Here is a 24,863-nt window from a genome sequence, read left to right on the forward strand (position 1 = left end):
GGTTACTCCTGCGTAAGGGCTGTAGGCCGGGCAACGGACCGAATCGCGGCAGCCAGTTCTCCCAGGACGGTGCCCTGAAGTTCTCTATAAAGCGGTGCCACTGCTGCGCGAAACGGTGCTTTATCGGGATGATAGATCGTTACCCCTGCTTCCTCAAGCGCCTGCAGCGCCGAGGCGGTAGCTTCCTCCCAGAGCTTCCGCTGGTAGGGAACCGACGCAGCTACGGCTAGCTCCACCCATCTTTTTTGTTCGGCAGAGAGCTGTTCCCAGCGCCACGTCGAAATCAGTAGCACATCAGGGGGCGCGGAATGTTCGTCCAGGGTATAATACTTAGCTACCTCATAGTGTCTGGTTAGATAAAAGTTAGGCGGATTATTTTCAGCGCCATCAATGACGCCCTGTTGCAGGGCAGTATACACCTCACTGAAGGCAAGCGGCACAGCGCTTCCTCCCATGATATTAATCGATCGAACAGAAAAATAACTGCGCATTACCCGGATTTTTAATCCCTTAAGATCCTCAGGAGTTTGTATCAGGCGATTTCGCACATAAAAAGATCGAAATCCAGCATCATAATAACAGAGTCCACGTATGCGTTTCTTTTCTCCGGCCAGTAAAATGCGCTTCCCTATTGGTCCCTCCAACACCCGCCATAGATGATCTGCATCATCAAATAAATAAGGCAGGCTAAAAACACTCATTTCAGGTACAAAATTCTCAAGAACGGCTGAAGAAACTTTTGCCATGTCAAGTACGCCGAGTTGCAACAGCTCTATGGTTTCACGTTCAACGCCAAGCTGCGCGTTCGGGTAGATCTCAACGCGCATGGTACCTCCGGAGAGTTCTTCCAGCCGCTCGGCGAAGCGTTCCATGCCCCGGTGCACAGGATGGGTAGGGCCCAGCACGTGAGCAAGGCGCAGCACAATGACCTCCTCACCTGTTCCAGCACATCCTATTAGAACAATGCCCACTAAACTTATTGACAAAAGGAAGCGAACGTTTTGCACCAGCATACGCTAAAACACAAAGCTTTGCACAGTCCGCTGTTTACTTCCAGCTACTACCCTGATCCAGTACGGACCAGGAGTAAGTTTTCTCTGAAGCACCTTGCCGACATCCCACATGATCTCTGTCTCGCCCGCCGATAGCCTCCCTTCCCACAGCACAGTAATGCGGCGTCCCAGAGAGTTGTAAAGAACCACCTGAACGTGCTCGGGATGAGCCAGGAAGATGCGCAGGCGCGTTGTTCCTGAAGTTGGGTTAGGATACGGCCCGCTTACCACAAATGCGGGATTCGTTTTTTCGACGTCGTCGATGTCTGTTGCCACATCCGTAGCGATGACAATGGTGCTTCCAGGACGTAGCAGGTTACCAGCAAGTTGAAAGCGGACTTGCCCCTGCTCCGGCATTTCAAAGGCGAGCGGCTGCCCGTCAAGCGTCACCGAGAGCGGCGTTGCAGACGGAGAAACCAGTTGCAGCGTCAACGTTGCGGTCCCTTCAAACGCTTCCACATGCACTGTATGTCGTGCAGGATCAGAACGATCTACCGCAACGGTGAGCGGAATGGTAGCAGTAAACAAGGTAGCTCCCTCCCACTGAAGCGTCTGTCCCTCCGTAAGCGCAAACTGCACCACTGTATCCAAGACGCGTCTTGTCCAGGCAAAAGTAGCATCAGTGGCCAGCGGTCCGGCCGCCCGCACCCTCTGATCCCGCTGGACCGCCACATTGGTGGTGCTTTCCTGGTCTGTTAACTCGATGCTCACCATCCCCGCTACGCTCTGGTCCATAAACAGGGGAGGGTTTTCGTCCACCTCAGCAGGATAAAGCACGTGCAGAAAAACCGGATCGTTCGCCTGTTGCCGCACCGCAATGTACCGCTGCTCCTCCTCGTGCCCCCAGAAAAAGCTTGTCCATCCCTCCGCTTCCGTGATGGTCAGCGTCCGATTTCCTACAAAAGCTGCATACAGGCGTCCTCCTTCTCCGTAGGTATCCTCGGGCGCAGTCCATATCATCCAGGGGTCATCGCGCGAAAAAACTCCTCGACCATGTAAATAAACCTGATAATTAGCGGTATTTTCTGACGTACCTATGTCATAAACGACCCAGAAACGATTTTCAAGAAAGGCGATGCCGCGACGCACTTCAGCCCCTCCGGCTACTCCCCGACTGATGGCCTCCATTTCAGCAAAATCGTAAAACGGTGTATCAAGCGCATGGCGCATGCGAGGCCCTTCATTCTGCGCGGTGCTGTAGTCTTCCAGGGGAAAACCATTAACGGTGATTGTATTATGCGCCTGAGGGGATACGTACCAGGCGCGTCGATCATCGTTGAAGCCTCGCGGCCCATACCCTGCATCTACCGCAAGAGGTGTATTGTTGGCTTCCAACAGGTAGGAAAGATGATCAGGGTGGTCATGATTGTCCGCGGAAGCGACGCCATGAAATAGCAAATAGCGTGACGTTACTCCTGCGTCATGCCAGGCGTTACGGAACACGACCTGCCCACTTTGGAGGATCTGGGTCGGCGAAACATCTGGCGCTGTTGCAGGAATGCTGGCGTCCCACGACAACAGGACATCAATTTCCCAGGTTACGTCTCTCGTTGCTCCCGTGTAGTTCTGGGTAAAGAAACGCGTAGTTTGCCAGTTCCACTGTAGAATTTCTGCCAGGGGGGCACTGGTGTGCAGCAGAGTTGGCGTGTCTCGGTAGGCAGCCGCTACGGCATGGGTAGGCGCGGGCTTCATATACCCATCTTCAATGTTGGGCATCCACCCCCGGCCATTTCTAATCCGAACGGGCCACTCAAAAGCTGGTTGATAGTAAGGAAACAGATTTACGCCTGATACATGAAGATAATGCCAGAGAAAAGGGATCGCATTTACTAGCGTAAAGACGTAATAATGGGGGCCCTCCCGATAAACGCCTTCGTTGCTGAACATATACTTTGTAACTGTGTTCTGGCGATCCAACGCGAATGACAGCCAAGCCGCTGCATCTGGATGACTGGAAAGCGTTAACGCTGCTGTACCAAGGGCATAGGCTGGTTTTGAACGATGGTTATGCGGACGCGGCGCATATTGGTCCATGTAGGTATACAGCAACTGCGCTTCGGCAACCAGCTTAGCCCGCAGCTCTGCTTCTAACGCAGAGGGAAGTTGATCATATAGCCAGTCGTAAGCTGCACAATAATTTTGAAGCCAGGTAGCCCGATATATTTCATCGTATTCTCCGTCAAAAACCCCGGGCCCATAAGTCTGAGGTACATTGTCATAGGCAATATCTAACGTAGCAAGTGCTTTGACAAGTGCCACGAGATCGCCTTCCATTAACCAGGCAAAAGCTAGCGTTTTAGCCATTCGAGCTCGCTCGCCAGGACTCGTAGCCCGGGGATCTCGGTTTTTGAAATCACGAATATCTTTCTTGATTTCATTAACGAGTTCTGCGTAAGCAGGATCAGTCCATCGGGCTCTAATTATATCCAGATCCTCTTCGGAAAACCAGAGCGAAGGATGCTCTTCTGTTTCTGGAAGAATTGCTTCCGTAGGAACGACAAATCCGGTGTACGTATCATATTGACTCTGAGCCAGAGACGACCAGGTCAACACGCAAAACCAACCAATCGTATTTATTCGATAAAATCGCATAGTATCCTGGTATTGGATGAACTGATTTCAGGTATGCTCTAACTTAATACTCCAAAATATTTCCCTCTTTCATTACCCCAAATGCATATCTACAATGGATGCCATTTGAGGAATAGCTCGGCGTGCTTAGACGAAGTAGAGTCCTCCATTAATCTCCAGCGATTCACCATTGATATAAGCAGCCAGATCTGAAGCGAGAAAGACGACGCTGGACGCAACCTCCCATGCTTCGCCCTCACGTCCCGCAAGCGTTGCCCTGGCTACTTGCTGACGCACTTCCTGGGGCGTAAATCGATCATGGAATGTGGTATTGATCAGTCCAGGCGATACGCAGTTGACGCGAATTTTACGCCTGGCCAACTCTTTGGCCAGACCTCGGGTAAATGATAAAACTCCTCCTTTTGCTGCCGCATATGCCACAGCACCATTTCCTCCGCCATTTCGCGCAGCCAGTGACGCAACGTTGACGATCGCACCGCCATCGTTGAAGTGCTTCAGCGCGGCCTTTGTGACCAGGAAAACGCTTTTCAGATTCACATTAATAACCTGATCCCACAATTCTTCAGGCATATCTATGATGGATGAACGCCGCACAAGACCACCCGCGTTATTAATCAGAATGTCGAGGTTGCCTCCGAGCTGTCGCACAGTCTCTTGAACCATCCGTTCCACTTCGTCTGGCTTGGTGACGTCCGCCTGCACTGCGACAGCAACGCCCCCCTTGGCGCGAATGCGCTGCACTACCGCTTCGGCACTTTCCCCCGACATGCGGTAGTTCACGGCCACATGGGCGCCGCTGCAGGCTAACGCCTCTGCAATGGCACGGCCAATATCACGGCCTGCTCCGGTGACCAGCGCTCTTTTGCCTGTGAGGTCGATCTTCATCGTTACTCCGTTTTGCTATTTTAACGATCCCTTACTTTCCAGCTTCACCTCAATCGTGGAACGAAGAGCCAGACGCGACAGCAACTCCTTCGACGGCATAGTTTCCCGTCCACGTAAAGGTGCGTCCGCCAAACGTAACGGTGTGCCGCGCCTCCGGATTATCCGGCCCGTTGGTGACCATTATGGTCCACCGCCATCCTCCTTTGCCGACCACCTCCACGACACTGGCCGCTTCGTTATGCCCCACGACTCGGACCGTTTTGATCTGCGGCCGAGCCTGGAGGCTAACTTCACGAGCCTCATGGAAATAGCCATGTGGCTCGATAACGCTTGCAAACAGATGCGTCTTCGCCCAACGACGGACCAGTATGAGAGGCTCTCGGCGCAGGTTAAAATGGGGATCATTCGCTCCAATACGCCCCAGAATCACCTGCGTCGCTGGAGCAGCGGCAACCGTCCAGGTGTAATAGCGATGCCCATCCAGCCAGGTGAACTGAATGACGCTGTCCGTACGCGCCTGCGCTTCTTTCCAGATGTGCTGGTATCCGTAGTCAGCCCCCAGCGGCCGAAGCTGTTCGGTATAGCTCTGAAGGCGCACATTTGTCCAGATAGGCTGTCCCAGAAAGTGGATCGGATAATCATACTGGTGCGTGCTATCCGAAACCACGCGGTATAGATCCACTACGACCGGATAGTCCAACCGACTGTCTTCAATAAGCAGCAGCGTGCGTTGCATATTCACCCCGGGCCAATAGCCGTTAGCACGGGCACTCATGGCCTGAACAGGCCCTTTCCCATCAAAGAAGTGGCGTTCTCCTGACAGGGTCTCGGCTATCTTCGGATCGGCTCGATTCTGACTGATCTCATCTACCACAACGGTATTGTGGGCAATCGTCTGCTTTGCATAACTATTATTTTCGGGCAGATAACGCCCTCCGTATTTGGGCTCCACATTAATGAACCGAGCAAACCCATAATCCCTGATCACCTGCCGCCCCCCATCGTAGAGCATGAAGTGTAATTTGTCAAAATGTCCGTGGCCCATTCCATGCGCGCCGTACTTCATGAGCACGACGGTCTGCTGGCGCCCTGTGCCTGCCCGCAGCAACCCGATTCCCCCTCGTTTACCATCGGCCCCATCCGTGAACTCAATGCTGGGCCATGTCATCTGGGGCACGGCAGCAGCTTCCGCATAAGCTTTTGCTACGGCCAGCCCGGCGCCGTTGAGAATCACCTGTCCCTGCTCGCGAACAACACCGAGCAGCGCAGCATCTCCGCCGTAGCGCGCAAAAACCACGTTCGTCCCCAGCACCACGCCCGGTGCCTTCACGTTCATTGTTAACGAAGCATCATTGATAGGGGGAAAGACCCCATCGGGGAAGGTGGTCTGGACGGTAGCATAAAGGGCCTTTTTGAGAATGCTATCGCGATAAGCATAAATGCCCCGCTCGGGCTCATTCCGCTCAATTGCTTCCGCAAAGAAAAAGAGCGGCCAGAGCGCATAGCGGGCATAGTAAGGGCCTTCTACATAATACCCATCCGGCGAAAAAAGTTGATCAAGCTGAGCGAAAAAGCCAGCGCTTCCATCTTTTTTCGTGCCATAAAGTGCCTTCTCTACCCACTCGGGTTCCTCTATCACATAGCCCGTCATGCCCACCGCCGCGACCGCCCAAATGCCGTGATTGTGAATCTTGTCGAACTCCCGAGCCCCTTCGTTTACAATCCAGGAAGCCATGGGGCGCAGTACGCTGGTTTCGATATGCGCCCGCTCTTCTTCGCTCAGCCAGTTATAAATGGCATCGTATGCGATAACGGTGTGCACCAACCAGACGCACTCGTTAAGCAACTGATGAAACAGCTTTCCCGGAACCTGGCGCTCGCTACGTGGATGCGGCCCCAATTCAGGGTACATGGCCGCATAGGCCATGAGCATATCTCTTACAAACCGGGCATAACGCGCATCACCGGTAATTTGAAAGAGCAGCCCTGCCTTATACATATCCCGGTAGTTCTGCTTGTGCCGTTCGTGCGCATAGCCTCCCGCTTCTCCAGGAGGCGGAACGTCCATGGGATGCGACAGGGCCGCCTCCACCTCAACCCGGACCTGCCCCAGAGTGGTATCAAGCAATGCATAGTGCCCGATTGCCTGACGGATCGCGGCCGCCTCTGCCGCTGTAATGAACAGCCGCGGATGCTGCTGGGCATACCCGGCCTCCAATCCTCCCACAACCAGCCCACAGAGACCAATCTGAATGGCGCGTCTTATCATATAATACATCATACATGTTATTTAAGCCTAAAGGTAACGTGCTTCTTTTCCTCAGTCAAGCCTCCTACGGATCGTTCTCTTCTTCCCGCGCACTTTCAAGCTGTTTTCATACTACCCGATGCAACGCAGTCTCTACTCACCGTCGAAGTTACAGGCAGGAGATTCCTGCCGCATAAGCGCCTGGGGGATTACTGGTTCTGCTTACGCCCTTCCCTTCAAAGGCGATAGGACGCTTCCAGCAGCACGGTGTGGGCTACAATGCGGTTGGTGTTGACATTAGAAAGCCAGAGATCATCATAGCGCAGGCGAAAGAGCTCGTAGGAAAAGTCGAATCCGAAACGTCCGAAATGCACCCCGCTTCCTACCGTGTAGACCGAAGCCATAGCAGGATCGTTGACAAACGCCGCCCCTGCCGGCACAAAGCCCTGGGGCTCGTCGCGATATCCAGCGCGCAGTGCCAGCCAGTCATTGACCCGAAATTCTACGCCGAGACGGAGCGTACTCTTACCGACCCACGGGGTGAATGAGGCGCCTCCGCTGGGAACATACTGGACCTTATCGAGCTGGTGGAGATCATAGTCAACGGCGAGTCGCCAGGCATTCGTGGGATAGAGCACCAGTCCCAGGGTAACCTGCAGGGGAATTTGTAGCTTATCCACCCCTTCCCGGGCTACGCCTTCCGTTGTTTTCCAGCGGCGCTCCAGGGTATACCCCGGTCGCACCACAATGCCCAGAGCAAACCTGTCGCTTGCAAACCGCCCGGAAAGGACGGTGCGAACTCCCCGGTATTTAGAGCTTCCGGCCAGCATTTCCTCTCCCTGGGACGGTGGCCGCAGCGAAAAGTCATTATTGTATCGTAAGACAAACTGTCCGCGGTCACGTCGGTACTGCCAATCCTCAGAGGTGCCGGTCAGCACCGTAACCGAAAGGCCGAATGCAAAGCGACCAAACTGAACGGAAATGGCAGGGGTAACCCCATAAAGGGCCCCTGTACGTTCTCTCATAAACTGAAACCAGTCCACAAGCAACGAATCCCCCTCCTGGACGCGCGGGATAGGGGCTGGCCTGAGCTGGCCAATGTTAGGATCCAGCGCATTATTGTTCTGGTAGTAGTGGTCCAGCACGGCTAGCTGCCCCAGGCCAATTCCTACTCCCCAGGACATACCCCGGGCGCTAAACGGAACGCCGACAGCAATCACCGTTGGCCGCGCTGCCGAATACCTGTAGTGCCAGGGGGGTCGAATTGAATCAAAAGGACGCGTTATTACCAGTTTGTCAGGATCATTCTCCAGGACCAGGCTCAGCTCGGCGTAAATGCGATTGGGGATCCACCGCACCTCCTGCTCAAGCGAGGTGGTTCCATAGCTTCCGCCTATACGGATCTCAGGCTGCCTGAGCCCGCTCAAAGCGGCGGGATCTGCAAACAGCGCTGTTACGTCCTGGTAGGCTCCCGCCACCACCCCTCCCATTGCACGCACGCGCGCTCCCGGCCATACGGTCTGGTTAAGCCCCTGATGCAGTAAGGGATCCGCCACTCCCTGAGCCGAAGCTGATTCGAAGGTCCCGAGCATACATCCCAGGACCCATAGCCGCCATATGCTGGAGCGCATTACCTTCATCGTGTGGCATGCCGTTTTGACCTTCTACTTTAGCTGGGCGCCTAACGTAATGCGGTGGGTTACCCCCAGATCTTTGCCCATGTCGTTATAGGAGTAATCAAATGCCAATCTGGCGGAACCAAGGTGTACATACAGGCCTCCCCCCCAGGTCCACCTTTCTGTGTCATAGTTGATCTTTCTGCCAGCTCGCAAGGCCAGGACATTCGCGAAAACGTATTCCAGGCCGACATGCATTTGCTGATCGTAGTCGTTAGGATGCACCAGGTCATAGATGAGCGTAAGCCGTTGATTGGACGACTGAAGCAACAGCGGCGAGAGCCCCACAAGGTCCCATGCGATCCCCAGGCGGAAAATCATTGGAGCAGCGAAGTTCTCCTCCACAAAAACGACTTCAGGCCCAAAGTTTTGAACCGCTGCACCCAGGCGAAGAGACCGGTAGCCGGTATCATACTGAAGACCGAAATCAAACAGAAAGATCTGGGTGCTGGTCGCATACGCTTCGCCACTCTCTGGATCGCCAAAGGACAGGGGGCCGTTGTAAAGAGATTCGTGCACGTATTTGGCTGTAATGCCAATGCGAAACTGATCATTGAGCGCGCGCCCGTACGAAATGCCTATCGCCCATGCTTGCGGACTGAACATATTGCCTGTCAGTCCAGGATTGTAGGTTCCATCCGGATTAAATCCAAGGAGATCGGTGCGCGTCTCGACAATTTCACCGTAGTCAACATACTGCACCTGCAGGCCCAGCCGGCTAAGACTTCCGATCGGAAAGGAAATGGCTGCAGAAGAAATTCTGGTATCAATTAAGTATGGTATATGCGTACCTGTTATCTGGAACCCCTCTGCCAGAGCGAGGCCCGATGGATTCCAGAATACTGCCTCCACACCTTCTGCTAACGCTACAAACGCATCGCCCATGGCCGTTGCTCGCGCCACCGGCATTACCTTGAGAAACTGCATGGAGGTGGTCCCAACCTTCTGCGCCCATGTGGGTCCAGCGATTGTCGCGAGTCCACCCAGCACCACAAGGCGATGCAACCAAGATATTATTATTCTGGAGCAAATTAACTTCATTTTATATTACAGGATTTTATCGAATAATAACAAACTTCCCACGTGCTACCTCGCCTTCTGGTGTTGTCACCACGTAAAAGTAAACCCCTGAAGCCAGGCGTTGCTGGTTACGGGTTACCTGGAAATAGGCTACCGAGTAAGTTGGATCGTTGTGTTCAATGGTTGCTACCAGTTGGCCAGCAAACGAGTAGATCTTGATCGTAGCCCGGGCGGGGAGTCCATAAAAACCTATGCGAAGTTGACTTTCTACTTCCCCACCATACCCGGAACGCACCACAAATGGATTGGGCACGACATAAACCTTCCCCAGCTTTTTCACCGGCCCCAGTTGGGACTCATGACGCGTAATGTTGGTCCGTCCGCTTGTTCGCCCATTTTCATCAACGCTCAAAACGGAATAGTAATAGGTCTCTCCTATCCGCGGCTCGGGATCTCGCACGTAATAGTACCCATTCGGCACAAGGGGAATGTCTCCCTGATTGATATAGGCAGGATCTCCTGGCCGCACGACAGCAAGCAACGTCCAGGGTCCTACTGGATGAGCGGCTCGGTATACTGCATAGTGGTCAAGCCGTCCTTGCAGTCTGGGATGATCAAACTGCTCAACTTGAGGCCCCCAGTAGATGATATTATTCCCCTGGTCATCATTGACAACGCGAATGGCCGGTGCAGGCACCGGAATGGGGAGCTTGTACACACCATCTTTAGGGAATTTCTCAATTTCGTAGGGCGGGCCTTCTGAACTTCCGGTATAGGCTTCTTTGGCTTTATCTGCAACCTCGCGCACTGTCACAACATCAGAATCAACATAATCAGGGAGTTCATACTCCGACAGATATGTACTTCCATACTCATATAAGAAGCCGTAGGGATAAGTGGGTGGAAAAGGCGTGCCTCCATAACGGATCGTTTCGTACCAGTTAGGCACCGGATAGAAGGCACGTCTATTTGGCTCACCACAATCTTCTCCACACGATCCTCCAAAGTCTACGAGTCCACCATCTGTTTCTTCTTTTCGCGCCGCTCCATATCCAATAACTTCAGCATAAGAAAACTCAATTTTATCGCCAATGTGAAGCGTATAGGGCCCAAAGGTGAACATTCGCCCCACCGCTTTTCGGGTCTGCCGATGATTGAACCGACCGCGCCCTATCCAGTACTGGCGATACCATTGATATACGGGGTGCGTGCTGTCTCCTGCGGGCGGATCAATCGTACCGGGGCGATAGGGCGGATTTTTTCTGAAGTCAACGTGAAAGTAGCCCTTAATCTTCGAGACGCGCAAATTGCTGGTTTCAAGGCGTATCATCCAGGGCTGGCGAATTTTAGGCCCTCCGCCATATTCCAGCGTCCAGACAATAGCCGAATCACCCGGCTCTACAGCGGCATGCGTTTCTTCAGGAGTAGCGAGGTGCTCTGTATCATAATACAGCATCATAAATCCAGGCGCTCCGGGCGCATTGAGCCCGCCTCCATTTTCTCCACTTCGCCCCCACGCCTCATAATAGACCGGGTCTGGAAGACCATTCATGTGCAGATTGTAAGCTAACCAGCGTGTCGGGTCAAAGCGAGCTCGCTGATCATTTCGCTCAAAATCAGAATAGAGCCAGCGATTGTACTGACGCTGGTAGCCGAACATGTTAGGAGCAAATCCATATACAAAGCTGACCAGTACGTTTGTCAGGGGCTCTTCTGTATCAGGAATTAGATCGCCATTTCTATCACCGGTATATTCCAGTTCATATTCATAGATGATAAAATCGTTATAATCAGGATAGCTCCAGGCGCGCGTTGTGCGCTTGACCACAATGCCCAGGGGCGTTCCCCACGTCGAAACAATGATCTCCTCGGCCTCATCAGGGTTGTAGTCAGGGTTGAGCTCGCCGGACTCCAGCACGGGATAATTCTCAATGCGGTAAATACTAAGTGGAAAGGCCCACTGGCCGGCTACTTGCTCCGGAGAGCTGGCACCTATAGCCCCACAAAAAGCATACATGCGCTGGGAGGTATCGGCTGCCTCTCCGGAAATATGAATACCTCCTCCCAGAATATGATGCTTTCCATCATACTCAATATCATCCACCAGAGTAGCAGAAAATCCTGGCCATTCCATAAGCGGAACACTGGTCGCATTACCTGCCTGGCCCTGGTGGTAGGCCCGTCCTATTTCGCCGGTATTGTAAATCGTCTGATGCAACATTCCTCGACGATGTATCTCGTATCGCCTCACCTGGGCTTCTATAGCCGGAGCTATCTGCAAAAGCAGCAATCCTGAAACTATCTGCTTGAATACATATTTCTCAAAAAACTTCTTCATGGCTAGTCTCACATCTAAAACTCTACCGAAATACCGAAATAGATAGACCGTGGTGAATTCCTGTAAATTCTCCATTCCTGATTAGCAGCCCAACCTCCGTTAGGCGGGACAATAAGCTCAATGGGTTCGTCTGCATCGCCTTCAAAAGAACGTATCAACAGAGGATTCCTGAATACATAGTCATAGTTGAAATGACGATTGTTAAAGATATTTATGACCTCAATGAACGCGACCAATTTCATCCACTGGCTGAGCTCTTTAAAGGTGCGCGTGATTTTAAGGTCTGTCTGATATTCGGTGGGACTCCGGCGATTCATCAGAACGACTCCTTCCAGTCCACCTCCGGGCCCAACGTACGTGTAGGGCCGCCCGCTCCGCACCCTGCTTTTTACAGAAAGGGTCAGGTTACCTGGTATATGGATGCCTCCAAGCTGAAAACCAAAATGCTCCGGAGTACTTACGGTAAACTGAGCCAACAAATTGTGCGTGCGATCAAAGTCGAGCAAAACATCGTTCAGATTACGCACACCTCCTGAAACGCTAACTTCTCCATTGTCAAGTTTTGTGTAGGTCGGAGGAGCATCAAATGGCGAGGAGGTCTTACCTGTGGCTACACTGTAGTGATAGCGTATAGATCCCTGCCACCACCCTGCCTGACGCGCTAGAGCTATGCGAAAACCGCGAATATCAGCATAATCCCGATTAATGTAGGTCTCGTAGGGCAGCTCTTCTCCCATGCGGAAGTAAGCAAGCTGCACCAGATTTTTTACATCTTTATAGTAGCCTGAAATATCCAGAACCAGCCGCCACGGAAGCTGCTGCGCTACGCCTACCTCATACATGTTGGTTCTTTCGGGCTTCAATCGAGGATTCCCCAGACGGAATATGGTTGTCTGATTGGCCCGCTGCACGCGATGCACCTGCAACCGCTCAAACGGTGGCCGCTGAAAGAAGGCCCCATAATTCAGATAGAACACGGTTCCTACGAAAACGGGAAACGAAATACCGAGGCGAGGCTGGAGGCCATACACCCATGGCGTAGGGGCTTTGCTTGCAAGTTCAGGACTCAGGTAGGCGTTTTCTCCAACAGGCGGTTTTGTCGGATCAAAATTGGGATTAAGGAAGGGAGCAAATTGATTGGTATAGTACTGAATATTCTGATTGTAGGCATCAAAGCGAAGTCCTACAAGAGCAATTAACCCCCCATACTCCATCTTGTCCTGAATATAGAACGAAACATCAACCGGATTACTCTTAAAGATCTCATCCTGCGCATCCGAAGGACTCGACAGGTTGCGGCGGTTACGTACGTCAAGCTCATAAAAGCGCACCTGCACTCCCGCCTTAAGGAGATGGTTGTTGGTAAGCTGACTGTTGTAGGCGGCGTCCAGACTCCACGTTCTCGTCCGCTCGTCCAGAAAATCATTCTCCATAAATCCCACCCGGAACTGGTCCGGGGGATTGTAGAAGCGCCACACCGCTGCGTCTGCGGCATCTTCCCGATAGCGATTGGGCGCCAGCACGGAAGCTCCCTGGCGAAAACGGGTGTGGAGCGTCGAGAGGTTCACTTCATAGAAGCTCCGGTCCGACAAGACGTGAGCGAATCGAAGCCCCAGCGCATACGCTGTTTCCTTCTGAGGAGCCAGCCCGATTGCCCGATCCCACAGCCAGTTCCAGAAACTGCTGCTCCCGCTCACGTCCTCGCTAACGTTGTAGGCTCCTGCGACGCGAAAGCTCTTGTTGCCTCCCACATCAAACGTTACAGTCCCCAGAAACTGACGGGTCTTAAGGGGATGGATATAGGGAAGCACAGGCGCTTCACTTTCAAAACGGGTCGACAAGAAAATGCGTGCCCATGAAGTAAGAGGCCCACTCAGCGCCACCTGTACATCGCTGTCCCATGCCTTTCCGTATCCGCGAGCTATCTCCTTGCGCGCCTGCTGCCACAACCCGTAGGCAATCCGTGCGGCCAGGAGACTGTCGCTTCCATAGCGCCCCCCGAAACCATACCCGATAAAGTTGTAATACGCGCCTTCTCCACTCTCTCCCATCCACTCTTTTACACTGTTGAAGGCCCGCAAATACGGATTAGCTGTCGAGTCAAATACACTCGGCCCAAAATGCTTGCGCCCCGGCGCCCTCAGCCGAATCAGAACATCTCCTTGCCACTTTTCACCGTTACCTTCCCGCAGGACAATATTGACCACTCCACTCTGGGCATTGCCATATTCTGCCGGAAACCCACCGGTTATGATCTCTACCTCCTCAAGGGCAATTGTGGGCGGCTGAAATGCTCGACTATTGTTAAGAGGGTTAACAATGTTGATCCCATTCAGTAAGTAAATTTCTTCTCCAATGCGTCCTCCTCTAAAGTGTCCCTCCGAGACATCAACGGTAAGGTCAAATACATCCGCTAAATCATAAATACCGGGTACGCTCAATGCAACGTCATCGGGACGAATAATTTCGCTCGAGGCCACTCGTTCTGGATCGATGACAGGACGCTCCGCCACCACAACCACCTCTCTACCGATTTCTAAGAATGTCTCTTGAAGCTCAAAATTGAGCTCTGTGGTCCTGCCTGAATTGACTACAACGCCTGTCTGAGTAACTTCCTGATACCCGATAAATGAAGCGCGCACCGCATATACTCCGGGCGGCACGTTCAGGATAACATAGTGGCCTTCGACGTCGGTGGCGCTCCCCAGCGTCGTCCCTACAATCACCACATTCACACCCGGTAAGGGATCTCCTGTATCTGCATCTCTAACATACCCCGCAATCTTACCTGTTTGCGCAAAGGCCGAGTATACTCCCCCCCAGACTGTCAGAAGTATAATCTGTCCCCAACGCATGGCTATGTGTAACACGCCATTGGTTACCCGTTCTGTATCTACTTTCAGCTGTTCCTGGCTAGCGCTCAACTCGTCCGGAGCCTGAACCATGCATTAATTTCTCTACTTCTCCTGCACTGACCAGATTAAAGTCTCCGGGGATTGTCTGCTTTAAACAGGAAGCTGCTACGGCAAACTCCAGCGCTTCACGCGTATTGTTTTTCATTAGCAATCCGTAGATTAATCCCCCCGCAAACGCATCCCCACTGCCAACCCGATCTACCAGATGAATCTGGTAACGACGCGACCGATAGGGGGTCTGGCAATCTCGGTTATCCACCATGAGCGCGCTCCACCCATTGATCGAGGCCGAATAGCTCTCCCGAAGCGTGATTGCTACCGCCTGAAACCCAAACGTCCTCTTTAGCTCCAGCGCTAATTCGGCGTAGGCGGCTTCGTCGAGCTTCCCGGCCTCCACATCTACCCCCTGCGGTCTGACGCCGAGGCTTTTCTCCGCATCTTCTTCATTTCCAATGCATATATCCACGTAGTCCATCAACGCCCGCATCACCTGCTGCGCCTCCTCCACGCTCCAGAGCTTGGCCCGATAATTCAGATCCACACTTACCGTTACCCGGGCCCGTCGCGCTGCTTCTAACGCCCTCCGCAATTCCGCTCGTACGCGCTCCCCCAATGCCGGCGTGATGCCCGTCCAATGGAACCACTGCGCGCCTTCAAACACCCGATCCCAATCGATCTCACCCTGCTGCAGGGTTGTAATGGCGGCATGTGCCCGATCGTAAATTACCTTTGAAGGGCGCTGACTGGCACCGGTCTCTAAGAAGTAAATCCCGATGCGCTCTCCCCCACGCACAATGTAGTCAGTTCGCACGCCAAAACGACGCAGATGGTTAACGGCCGCCTGGCCAATTTCATGCGCCGGAAGTTTGGTTACGAAATAACTTTCCACCCCATAGGCAGCAAGCGCCACCGCCACATTTGCCTCGCCCCCTCCAAACGTTACATCAAACGATGCAGCTTGCACAAACCGACTGAAGCCCGGCGTAGACAGCCGAAGCATAATCTCTCCAAACGTGACCACCTTCATCAGGTACTTCTTCGACTTCTGCGTTTTTCAGGATTCCCGCGCCCGACGCACGCTTTCCACAAGGATGCGCGCGTTTTCTGTCAACTTCTGCCAATTCCTTGCAGCAATCGCCTGTCGATCCAGCAGAGCGCTGCCTACTCCTACAGCGCACGCTCCCGCACGCAACCAATCCCCTGCGTTCAAGAGCGTTACGCCTCCGGTAGGCATGAGCCGAAGCTGAGGCATGGGAGCTCGAATCGCCTTGAAGAAGGCCTGCCCCACTACGTCAGCCGGAAAGACCTTCACAATGTCGGCCCCTGCTTCATGTGCTGTCAGGATTTCCGTGGGCGTAAAAGCTCCAGGCAACGCAGGGACGTCGTAGCGATGGGCCATCTGGAGAATTTCTGCTTTGAAGACCGGGCTAACCACATAACGCGCCCCTGCGTCAATAGCCAGACGGGCTGTTTCTGCGTCAAGCACACTACCTGCTCCCACTAACACCTCCTCTCCCATACGCTGCACCACTGCTTCGATCATCTTAAGGGCATGCGGCACACTCATGGTAATTTCAATGGCCGTCACCCCGCCTTTATAGATAGCCTCCACAACGCGCAACAATTGTCCGCTATCAGCTATCCGTATCACAGCTACCGCCCCACGCGCAATTAACTCCGATACGATCTCGTGGCGCATGACGGCCTACTTAATCTGCATAGCGTTTTTTGATTAACGGATAACCACTACTTTACGCGTCGTCGAGAAAGCCCCTACTTCAACACGAATCAGATACATGCCCGGAGCTACCGTCCCCTCAGGCTTCCATTCCAGCATATGCGTCCCCGGGAGCCACATCCCCTCCGCCAGGCGGGCTACCTCACGCCCCAACAGATCGTACACACGCACCTGAACCTGCGCTGCCTGCAAGAGCTCTAACGCCATGCGCGTAGCCCGCTGAAAGGGATTCGGATAGGCCGCGCCCACCCGGAAGCTGCTCACCGCTTCGAGCTGCTCCGTAGCTGTGACAAAAGTGTCGGTCGTACCCATTGCCGCATAGTACGTATCGCGCGCAAACTGCGGCGGCTCTCCCGGGACTACCGTAATCTCAAAGGTGAAATCCGTCAGGACGTCAGACTGAATAAGCGTTGGCGGCGCTGCTAAGCTGGTCACATGAGGCTGGCCCGTAACTGGATCAATACCTCCACTATTGCGCCACACCATGCGATTTTCGTCTACCGAAGTAGCCACAACGAACGCGCTGCTTCCCTCAGGTACCTGGTCATCCTCCCCATAGCTGATGGCAATACGATCGACGGTGTAAGGATCGGCCGAATCTCTCTCATACATGGTAAAGGCATAGTACCTTACCGGCGATACATCTGTCAGCCCCCCCTCCAGGGTGGCACCGCCAGGATCTGCATCGGCCGAGATAACGCGCACCTCAAAATCCTGATCGTCTGGCACCACATCCGACGAATAAATCGTCACCGGACGGTAACCGTTCTCGTCTCCTACCGGGAAAACCCGCTCATACGCCTCCCCGCTCTTGGGAATGCCGCGCGACAGCGCGCCAATCACATACGAGGCCGGCGACCCGCCCACAATACCGCTGGCGCTGTTCGTGAACACCCGCCACCGATACTCATTCGTGACAATGTAGCCGTTTTCCAGATGCAGCTTTGCCCGGCTATTATTATCCTGCGTCACGTCGCTTCCCAGCACAACGCGGGCTCCTCCTTCTTTCTGAATAAAGACCTGGAAGAGCTGATTTTTATTTTTATCGTACGGCCCCAGGGTAATGTGGGAGTCTCCGCTCCCCACAAAGTGCAAATCGACAAACGATGCCGTCGGAGGATCGGCACTGGTCGACCCTCGCCTCAGATCGAACGTCCCTCCCGTACTGTTGTCGATGTTACCATGCACAAAAAGACGATGGTAGACGATACCTAACCCCTGCCCCGTTGCCGGATCTACCTGGGTAAGAGGACGGAATTCTGCGTTCGGCCCTTCAATCACCAGATCCCCATACACCGTAAGCCCAAACCCATTCAGCGATGGATCCCGTTGATAGCGCAGCCTACCAGATCCGCGAACTGTCACATTGCGCGCCTTTGCATCCGGCAGGTCAATAAGTACCGTACTATCCGCAATCACCACATCATCATTTTCAGTCGGCACCGCCCCCGTAGACCAGGTCGCAGGATCACTCCAGTTACCACTTCGAACCGCCGTGACCTGAGCCTGCGCTGAACCACTTATGAGTAAAATGACGATCAAGAAGCTCCCTGCGTAGCAGTGCATTTTCATGGCAAGTAAGGGTTCATTTTTACCTCAAATGCTTCCTGCGAGGAAGATATTAAGATGTAACATGTCATACAACATAGAGCAGTCATTTAACCTAATCTTCAAAAATCAATTACGCCTGCTGTTCTGTCTGTCCATTACCCGCTGGCTGTACTTCCCGCTCCATCATCGCCAGCATCTTGCGGACATGCTCCTCTGCGATCTTGAGGTGCTGCGTCATGCACTCCAGAGCCTGTTCGGCATTGCGCGCAAAAATGGCCTCTGCGATGGCCGTATGCCACTTCACAGCCGAAGCATGTGCATCCTCCACTGAAAGGTACACCTTCAGCTTAATGCGCGGCATGAGCTGCTGAATAGGATGAATGATCAGCGGAATCACTGGATTATGCGTCGCCTTTGCAATAAGCATATGAAAATCCATATCCACCTGCGTCAACTTCTCAAAAGAGTCCGTGCATGTCTTCAGCATTTCCAGATTTTCCATAATCAATTGCACGTCCTCCTGCGTGTGTCTCCGCGCAGCCTCTGCCGCAATGACCGGCTCGATAAGCTGACGTGCCCGAACTACCTCCAGCGCATGATTGGGACCAACATGCATGTGCAGATACAGGGCCATCGGGTTCGATACAGACTCCACAGAGGGTGCGCAAACAAAAACACCTCGCCCCTTCTCAATGCGCACTAATCCTCGAGCCGCCAGCATACGCAGCGCCTCTCGGATAACCGTGCGGCTGACATCAAACTGGCTGCAAAGCTCGAATTCAGAAGGGAGTTTGTCTCCAACGCTGAGGTGCCCTTCGCGAATGGCCGCTTCAATAGCTTGCTCTACCGTGTGGCTCAGCAACTCTGTTCGACCGACAGACTGAAAGAGCTTGTTCATTGCCCTGGCTCGGTAAGTTTATACATTCCTCTAAAATAAATCTTTCACAGATCAAAGCGATCTCAAGTTTCCCTCCTTAAAACCGAATTTCTATGATGCCTACGCACTCACCCACTGGGTGCCGCAGCAGGTGCGGTACGGACAGTGAGGGCAGGCCTGCTCCAGCGCATCGGTCGGCGCAAAGGGAATATCGGGCGCCTGAATCTCCTCCAGCACCAGCCGCAGCACCTGCAATACGGCTTCCCACTGCGCAGGCGCTTCAACGCGCAGCGATGTCTCTCCTATCGTACCGTTCTGATAGGCCACGTAAGCTGCCTCCACGCGATCCACGTCCAGGCCGTCCTGCTGCGCCACAAGCAGGCGGTAAAGGGGCAACTGAAACGAGCCGATGGCCCGGGCCCATGTCTTCCGGTCAGTCGGATCCAGAACGTCGAGCTGCAACGCAGGTGGCTGTCCCGTCTTGTAGTCCAGCACCACCAGCCGATCCCCCCGTCGCTCGATCCGATCGGCAAAGCCCTCAAGCTGAACGCCTTGCCAGGTGCCCTGCAGCTTCTTTTCCAGCGCCTGAATGATCACAGGGGATGCTTCCCTCAACTGCTGGCGCTGATAGGCCAACAGAGCTTCTCCCCAGTGCTGCACGCGCTCCTGGAGCAGTTGCAGGTCTGCGCTGCGCTGGTCGCCATACGCTTCCGCAAAGCATGCCTCCACGATCTCGCGCAAACGCTGCGGGTCCAGATCAGCTTCCTGTAAAGGACGGCCACATAACGGCTTGAAGTAGCGTTGCAGAATGCGATGAACAAGCCGTCCGATCTCCTTTGAATCAGGCTCCTGCGCAAGCGTCTCAGGCTCGCGCAGGTTTAAAACGGCCCGGTAGTAAAACTGCAACGGACAGGTCAGGTAGGTGTCAAGCAGCGTCGGACTGTAACGCAACGCGCGCAGTATGCTCAGCACTTCGGAGGTTTTTGCTATCGGCTCTGGCGACGTGCAGGACAGGTCCAGGTGATAGCCAATGGATTGCACCCACGGCTCTTCCTCCAGCGTGCCGTGTTGTTGCTGCCACTGCCAGAGCATCTGCTCCACAAACCGGCTCCGCTCTCCCTGGCGTGGATGCTCGGTATAGAACAGGTGGACTTCACGGGCGCCCTGCACCAGGTTTTCGAAGTAGTAGCGCGTCAATTGATAGGCATCGCTGCGCGTCTCCAATCCCAACTGCATCCGCACAGTGTCTGGCAAAAACGGATCGGGATCCGGCGCTTCAGGCAGTACCTCTTCGTTGACGTCCAGCACATAGACCGTGTCGAATTGCAGTCCCCGCGTCTCCAGAAGTCCCAGAATCTGCAATCCCTGCAGGGGCGTTCCGGCCAAAGGCACTCGCTGACGCTGCAGGGCACTTTCAAAGACGCGCCAGTAGTCCCCGAGATTGTCAAACCGAACAGCACCCAGCAGCGAATGCGCCAGCGTCTCCAACAGTTCAACAAGGCAATCCGCAAAGGGCCGAAAGTAAGGATGCTGCGGGGCAGTGCTATGGTGCGCCACGTAGTCGATCACCTGAATGGCTCGCTCGGCCCAGTCCGACAGGCTTGTTGCCTGCATAAGCCGTCGGATCGTCCGATCATGAATGGTGCGCAGATGATCCTGAAGCGCCGTAGGCGTTACCGATTCGTCCAGAGAGGCTACCCGTGCAGCGGCCTGCTGGAAAATCTCAGCGTTTTGCTCCAGGGCCTCCAGCCGAAGCGTACCCGCTCCCTGCGGCATCAGCGCTTCCTCAAGCGTATGCATCAGGATACGGGTCACATCGGCATGTCGGCCCAGTCGAAGGTTCTTGGTGTACGGATGAAGCAGAAAGCGCAGGTACGCTGCGGTGGCATACGATCCGTCCGGCGTGCGCGTGGTAGCCAGCGTCCCCAGGAGACGTAAAAAGCTCACCACCGGCGCCCGGTCCAGTGGATAGCCCAGCGATACGTTGTAGGATTCGTCTTCAGGCAACGCTGCCAGCGCATGATAAAGGACTGGAAAAAGCGCATCGGCCGCCGGGAGCACAACCACGGTGTTCACGTCAAGTGGTCCCTGCTGGCCGCGTTGCTGCTGTAGTTTTTCGGCCAGCATGAGCACCTGGCCATGTCGGTCTGGTGCTCGGTACACCTGCACGACGGGATCCGTCGCGGGCTTTGCACGCTCTGGGATCGCGTCTACCCCCAACCGTTGAAGCTGCGCCGACAGTCCGGGCCCGTCTAGGAAGAGTCCGATGGCCTGGGGCTGCGCCAGTACCTGCCGAAAGAGTCGGGCTTCGGCAGCCGAAAAGGCATAGAGTCCGGCCAGTACGATGCGGTCGTACCGACTTAAATCGATCGATTCCATCTGCTCAGCTACGGTGCGGATGCGCCGGGCGCGGGTCCAGTACGCTTTCGCCTCCAGTTGCGCATAGAAACGCGCGTAGTAATCGGCCAGGGGCTCCTCCGGCAACACGCGGCGCAATTGTTCGGGCGTTACGTCACCCAGATACAGTGTTTCCAGCGTGTCCAGTAGCCGAAAGCCCAGGGGCAGAAAGCGCTCTACCCTATCGAAGCGATCCGCTCCATAGCGATGAGGCAATTCCTGGTGCACCTCAAAAAGCACAGCGCAGGCGTCCATCGGCTCCAGCCAGCGCCCGGCTAGCTGGAGCGCCTCGCGCGCCAGCGCATCGATCCAGTCCTGCACCGCCCATACCACCGGCCCAATGCAGGACCCACCGACGCTGTCCACCAGAGCTTTCCGGAGAAAATGCGCTGGACGGCGTCCGGGAAAGATGACCAGGTTGTGGCTCCAGTCGCGGTCCTGGCCATCCAGAACTTTCAGAACAGCCGGAACCAGTGGGGATCCTTTCGGCAAGATGCGAATCATAGCAGCCATTGTACCTGAACCGGTTGCAGATAGACCACGGCGGCCTGAACCGGCCGATCAGGCCAGATAGCCTGGACGTGCGCCATATAGGCGCGTACTTGCTCGACGTGAGCGGGATCGTGGGAACCGGTTTTAAAATCCAGCACGGTGACCTGCGTCGGATCGACCACCAGCCGGTCGATGCGCCGCACCCTTCCCTGCGCATCCAGCACCTCCCATTCGGTGTAAATGATGCGCTCCGGCTTTTCGCTGAAAAACGCGCGCACCTCTGGATGCTGGAGCGCTTCGGTTAGCACGCATATGGCTGTCTCACCCAGCGGAGCCCACGAAGGATGCTGCGCAACTGCATGCTGCACAGCGTCGCTGACCTGGGCGGAAATGTCGGAGGTCAGCGTCTCCAGATGCGCCAGCGCGGCGTGGCAGAGTTCGCCCAGACGGGTCCCCTGGCGATCCACCGGCCTGGTTGCACCTGCTTCCCCCACAGCCCCCGGTCTCCATGCGGCCGGCACCTGCCGTTGCTGAACGACCGCGGAGATATCCCGGGGCCGGGTAGGATGTCCCCGGGTTTGCGGTTCTTTCGGCCAGAAGGCATCCAACCAGGGCCTTCGTTGGCCAGCAGGCGCTACCACCCGCACATGCAGTTCGTGCTGCGCCCGCGTCAGCGCCACATACACCCGGCACAGCGCATCCACCCGGGCCATGGCTTCGCGCTCCTGGTAGAGGCGCTTCAGATGGTTGTCATGCCGAGCATAGTCTTGATTCAGCGTCCACAGCCAGAGCCTGTCTCCGTCCTCCTCAATCCACCATGGGTCCGGCCAACTTGAGGTCAGGGGCCACAGGACCAGCACGACGGGAAACTCCAGCCCTTTCGCTTTATGAATGGTCATCACCGAAACAGCCTCCTGCCCTTCGGCCACCGGCAACTCCCAGTCGTCGTCTTCCGAGTCCCCGGCCACGCGCTCCAGGAAATCGCGCAGCGTGCCCCGGCGATTCGCTTCAAAGTCCCGCACTACTTCCAGCCATTTCACCAGAGCAGCCTGCTCCTGCGGAAAGCGCTCGGGCAGTTGCCAGACGCGGTAGATCTCCGTCACCAGTTCATAGAGCGGCAGATATCCGACCCGGGCAAAAAGCGGCGCAAAGTACGTGTCCCAGCACTCTGGAAAGGCCTTTCGAAAGGCAGGGTACAGCGGCCGCGACGTTCGGTGCGCTATCAGAAAGCGGCGAATTTCGGTTTTTTCGTGTTGCAATAACAGACTCAGAAGCACCGACGCAAACGCCAGGTCGTCGATCGGACGGTCCAGAAATTGCAGCAGCGCCCGCACCCCATCGATCACCGGCCGCCGCCGCACGTCCAGGCTGCTGTGCGAAAGAAAGGGAATATCCGCTGCCGCCAGCGCCTGGCTGAGGGCCACCACGTCCCCATTGCGCGGGGCCAGCACGGCCATCTCCCCCCAGCTATATCCTCGCTGTCGCACCTCCTGTAGCTGGTGGATCACCGCCTCCATCCCTTCTTCCAGATCCGCTGCTCGTGCAAAGGTCACGTAGCCCGCCGCCTCACGCCCGGGCGGTACGTGCTGCGCCACCCGGTCCAGGCCGCTCAGGCGAAAGTACTGGCGCGCCACCTCCGTGTCCAACAGCGCGGGCACACGGCCTTCCAGGTCAAACAGCTCCCGAACGAACTGGAGCAGGACGCCATCGCTTCGATAATTGGTTTCCAGGCGTTCCACCGAGGGCATCACCGATGGAAACGGCGATTGCCGCTGCATCTCTGCCATAATCTGCCAGTCCCCTCCCCGGAAGCCATAAATGGCCTGCTTGGTGTCGCCCACCACGAACAGGCTGCCTCCACGCTTTAGAGCGTCCTCGGCCAGCGGTCGCAGCACCGCCCACTGCGCCGGAGACGTGTCCTGAAACTCATCGATCAGCACATGCTCCGGCAGCTCGCCCATCCGTCGCGCTGCTGCCGCGATGCCGCGCGTCTCCAGAAACGCCTGCAGGGTGCGCGTCCCATCGCCCAGCCATATTTTCCCCTGCTCCCGTTGCTGCTGTCGTAGATGCTCGCGCAGTTGCAGATAGGTCTGCACGGCCGGCATGGGTCGGTGCCGGGCCAGCCACACCACGTAGCGCTGAATGATCGTCTGGAGCTGAGCGCGTAGCGGCTGCAGCGTGTTTTCCAGGGTCTCCCGCTGCGGATGTTTCTTAAAAGCGCGCTGGTCCAGATTTCGGCCGACCAGTCCTTCCAACTCTCCTGTCTCCGCATCGCGCACAAGCCTTTCAAAAAATCGATGGACCGGCGCTTCCGCCTGCGCCAGCAGCTGACGGATTGCCGCGGCCACAACCTGCAATTCCTGCCGCAACTGATCTGGAAGTGCGGCCTCTTCGGCAAAAACCGGATCGCACGCCCGGTGCATCAGGCGCTCGTAGAGGCGGCGGGTTTCCTGCTGGAGCCGGGCATAGGGATCCCACAGAAAGCGCCTGTCAGAAGCCCGGGCGTTCAGCATCAGCTCGACCAGCCTGCGCAGCAGCCCGTTCGTCTGTGCGGTGTCGGCCCAGGAGGCAAAGGCTGCGTCAAAGAGCTCGCTGCCATCCAGCACCAGTTCAAACGATGGCGGATAACCCAGCTCCGGAGCGAGCACGCGGAGCAGACGCCCTACAAACCGGTCGATGGTCGTCACCTGCAGCGCTTCATAGTGCGTAAGCAGCCGATCCACTAGCACCAGTGCCTGCTCTTTCAGCCGATCAGCGTCTGTCCCCAGCGCTTCCCGGAGTCGTTCAAGGATTGGCGCGTCTGCTAATGCGAGCCCCTTCAGATAGGTCAGCACGCGGCGGCGCATTTCGCGGGCCGCATTGTTGGTGAACGTAAGCGCCAGCAAACGGCGCAGATGCTGCGGTTGCCCCTCCGTCTCGATCAACCGTTGGAGCAGCCGAAGGGTCAGTTGATGCGTTTTCCCCGACCCGGCCGAAGCAGTGACCAGCGTAAAAGCTTGCGAAGAGCCCATGCTCTGAGAGGATACGCCTTACTGCCAGAACTGAAAAAAAGAATATGACGGGCCACCTGAAAACGCAAGTC

At 55.3% G+C, this 24,863-nt stretch carries 14 protein-coding genes; all 14 read right to left on the reverse strand.

Translation table 11 applies throughout. From position 1 onward, the window contains the following. Positions 1–2 precede the first annotated feature (2 nt). The 14 genes from BUA15_RS06400 to BUA15_RS06465 all read right to left on the reverse strand — a co-directional run bounded on the left by BUA15_RS06400 (position 3) and on the right by BUA15_RS06465 (position 24,792). Positions 3–923: a TRAP transporter substrate-binding protein gene (locus tag BUA15_RS06400; protein WP_245771950.1), complete on the reverse strand. Its 921-nt coding sequence runs from the start codon at positions 921–923 to the stop codon at positions 3–5. Between the two features lie 93 nt (positions 924–1,016). Beyond that, on the reverse strand, positions 1,017–3,356 hold the full coding sequence (locus BUA15_RS06405; protein WP_178139389.1) for a heparinase II/III domain-containing protein: 2,340 nt from the start codon (positions 3,354–3,356) through the stop codon (positions 1,017–1,019). Positions 3,357–3,770: 414 nt separating this feature from the next. Next, the gene (locus tag BUA15_RS06410; RefSeq protein ID WP_072715142.1) at positions 3,771–4,529 is read right to left on the reverse strand and encodes an SDR family NAD(P)-dependent oxidoreductase; all 759 of its coding nucleotides are present in this window, start codon (positions 4,527–4,529) and stop codon (positions 3,771–3,773) included. 49 nt (positions 4,530–4,578) lie between these two features. Next, positions 4,579–6,810: an alginate lyase family protein gene (locus BUA15_RS06415; RefSeq protein ID WP_084660534.1), complete on the reverse strand. Its 2,232-nt coding sequence runs from the start codon at positions 6,808–6,810 to the stop codon at positions 4,579–4,581. Positions 6,811–7,013: 203 nt separating this feature from the next. Beyond that, a complete protein-coding gene (locus tag BUA15_RS06420; protein WP_143149577.1) occupies positions 7,014–8,369 on the reverse strand; it encodes a PorV/PorQ family protein in 1,356 nt (451 codons plus the stop codon). Positions 8,370–8,441: 72 nt separating this feature from the next. Continuing rightward, positions 8,442–9,494, reverse strand: coding sequence for a PorV/PorQ family protein (locus tag BUA15_RS06425; protein ID WP_072715144.1), 1,053 nt, complete (start codon positions 9,492–9,494; stop codon positions 8,442–8,444). A gap of 16 nt (positions 9,495–9,510) precedes the next feature. Then, positions 9,511–11,811: a T9SS type A sorting domain-containing protein gene (locus BUA15_RS06430; RefSeq protein WP_072715145.1), complete on the reverse strand. Its 2,301-nt coding sequence runs from the start codon at positions 11,809–11,811 to the stop codon at positions 9,511–9,513. A gap of 14 nt (positions 11,812–11,825) precedes the next feature. Beyond that, a complete protein-coding gene (locus BUA15_RS06435) occupies positions 11,826–14,666 on the reverse strand; it encodes a TonB-dependent receptor (protein ID WP_072715192.1) in 2,841 nt (946 codons plus the stop codon). A gap of 58 nt (positions 14,667–14,724) precedes the next feature. After that, positions 14,725–15,753: a sugar kinase gene (locus tag BUA15_RS06440; protein ID WP_072715146.1), complete on the reverse strand. Its 1,029-nt coding sequence runs from the start codon at positions 15,751–15,753 to the stop codon at positions 14,725–14,727. Between the two features lie 27 nt (positions 15,754–15,780). Next, positions 15,781–16,425: a bifunctional 4-hydroxy-2-oxoglutarate aldolase/2-dehydro-3-deoxy-phosphogluconate aldolase gene (locus BUA15_RS06445; protein ID WP_072715147.1), complete on the reverse strand. Its 645-nt coding sequence runs from the start codon at positions 16,423–16,425 to the stop codon at positions 15,781–15,783. A 33-nt stretch (positions 16,426–16,458) separates the two neighbouring features. Beyond that, on the reverse strand, positions 16,459–18,036 hold the full coding sequence (locus BUA15_RS06450) for a T9SS type A sorting domain-containing protein (RefSeq protein ID WP_072715148.1): 1,578 nt from the start codon (positions 18,034–18,036) through the stop codon (positions 16,459–16,461). 109 nt (positions 18,037–18,145) lie between these two features. Then, positions 18,146–18,913 (reverse strand): FadR/GntR family transcriptional regulator, encoded by a 768-nt coding sequence (locus BUA15_RS06455; protein ID WP_072715149.1) that lies wholly within the window; start codon positions 18,911–18,913, stop codon positions 18,146–18,148. Positions 18,914–19,012: 99 nt separating this feature from the next. Then, positions 19,013–21,793 (reverse strand): PD-(D/E)XK nuclease family protein, encoded by a 2,781-nt coding sequence (locus BUA15_RS06460; RefSeq protein ID WP_178139390.1) that lies wholly within the window; start codon positions 21,791–21,793, stop codon positions 19,013–19,015. Then, positions 21,790–24,792, reverse strand: coding sequence for a UvrD-helicase domain-containing protein (locus BUA15_RS06465; RefSeq protein ID WP_072715151.1), 3,003 nt, complete (start codon positions 24,790–24,792; stop codon positions 21,790–21,792). The genes BUA15_RS06460 and BUA15_RS06465 overlap by 4 nt, the downstream gene beginning before the upstream one ends. Positions 24,793–24,863 lie beyond the last annotated feature (71 nt).

Source organism: Rhodothermus profundi, from assembly GCF_900142415.1.
Classification (GTDB): domain Bacteria; phylum Bacteroidota; class Rhodothermia; order Rhodothermales; family Rhodothermaceae; genus Rhodothermus; species Rhodothermus profundi.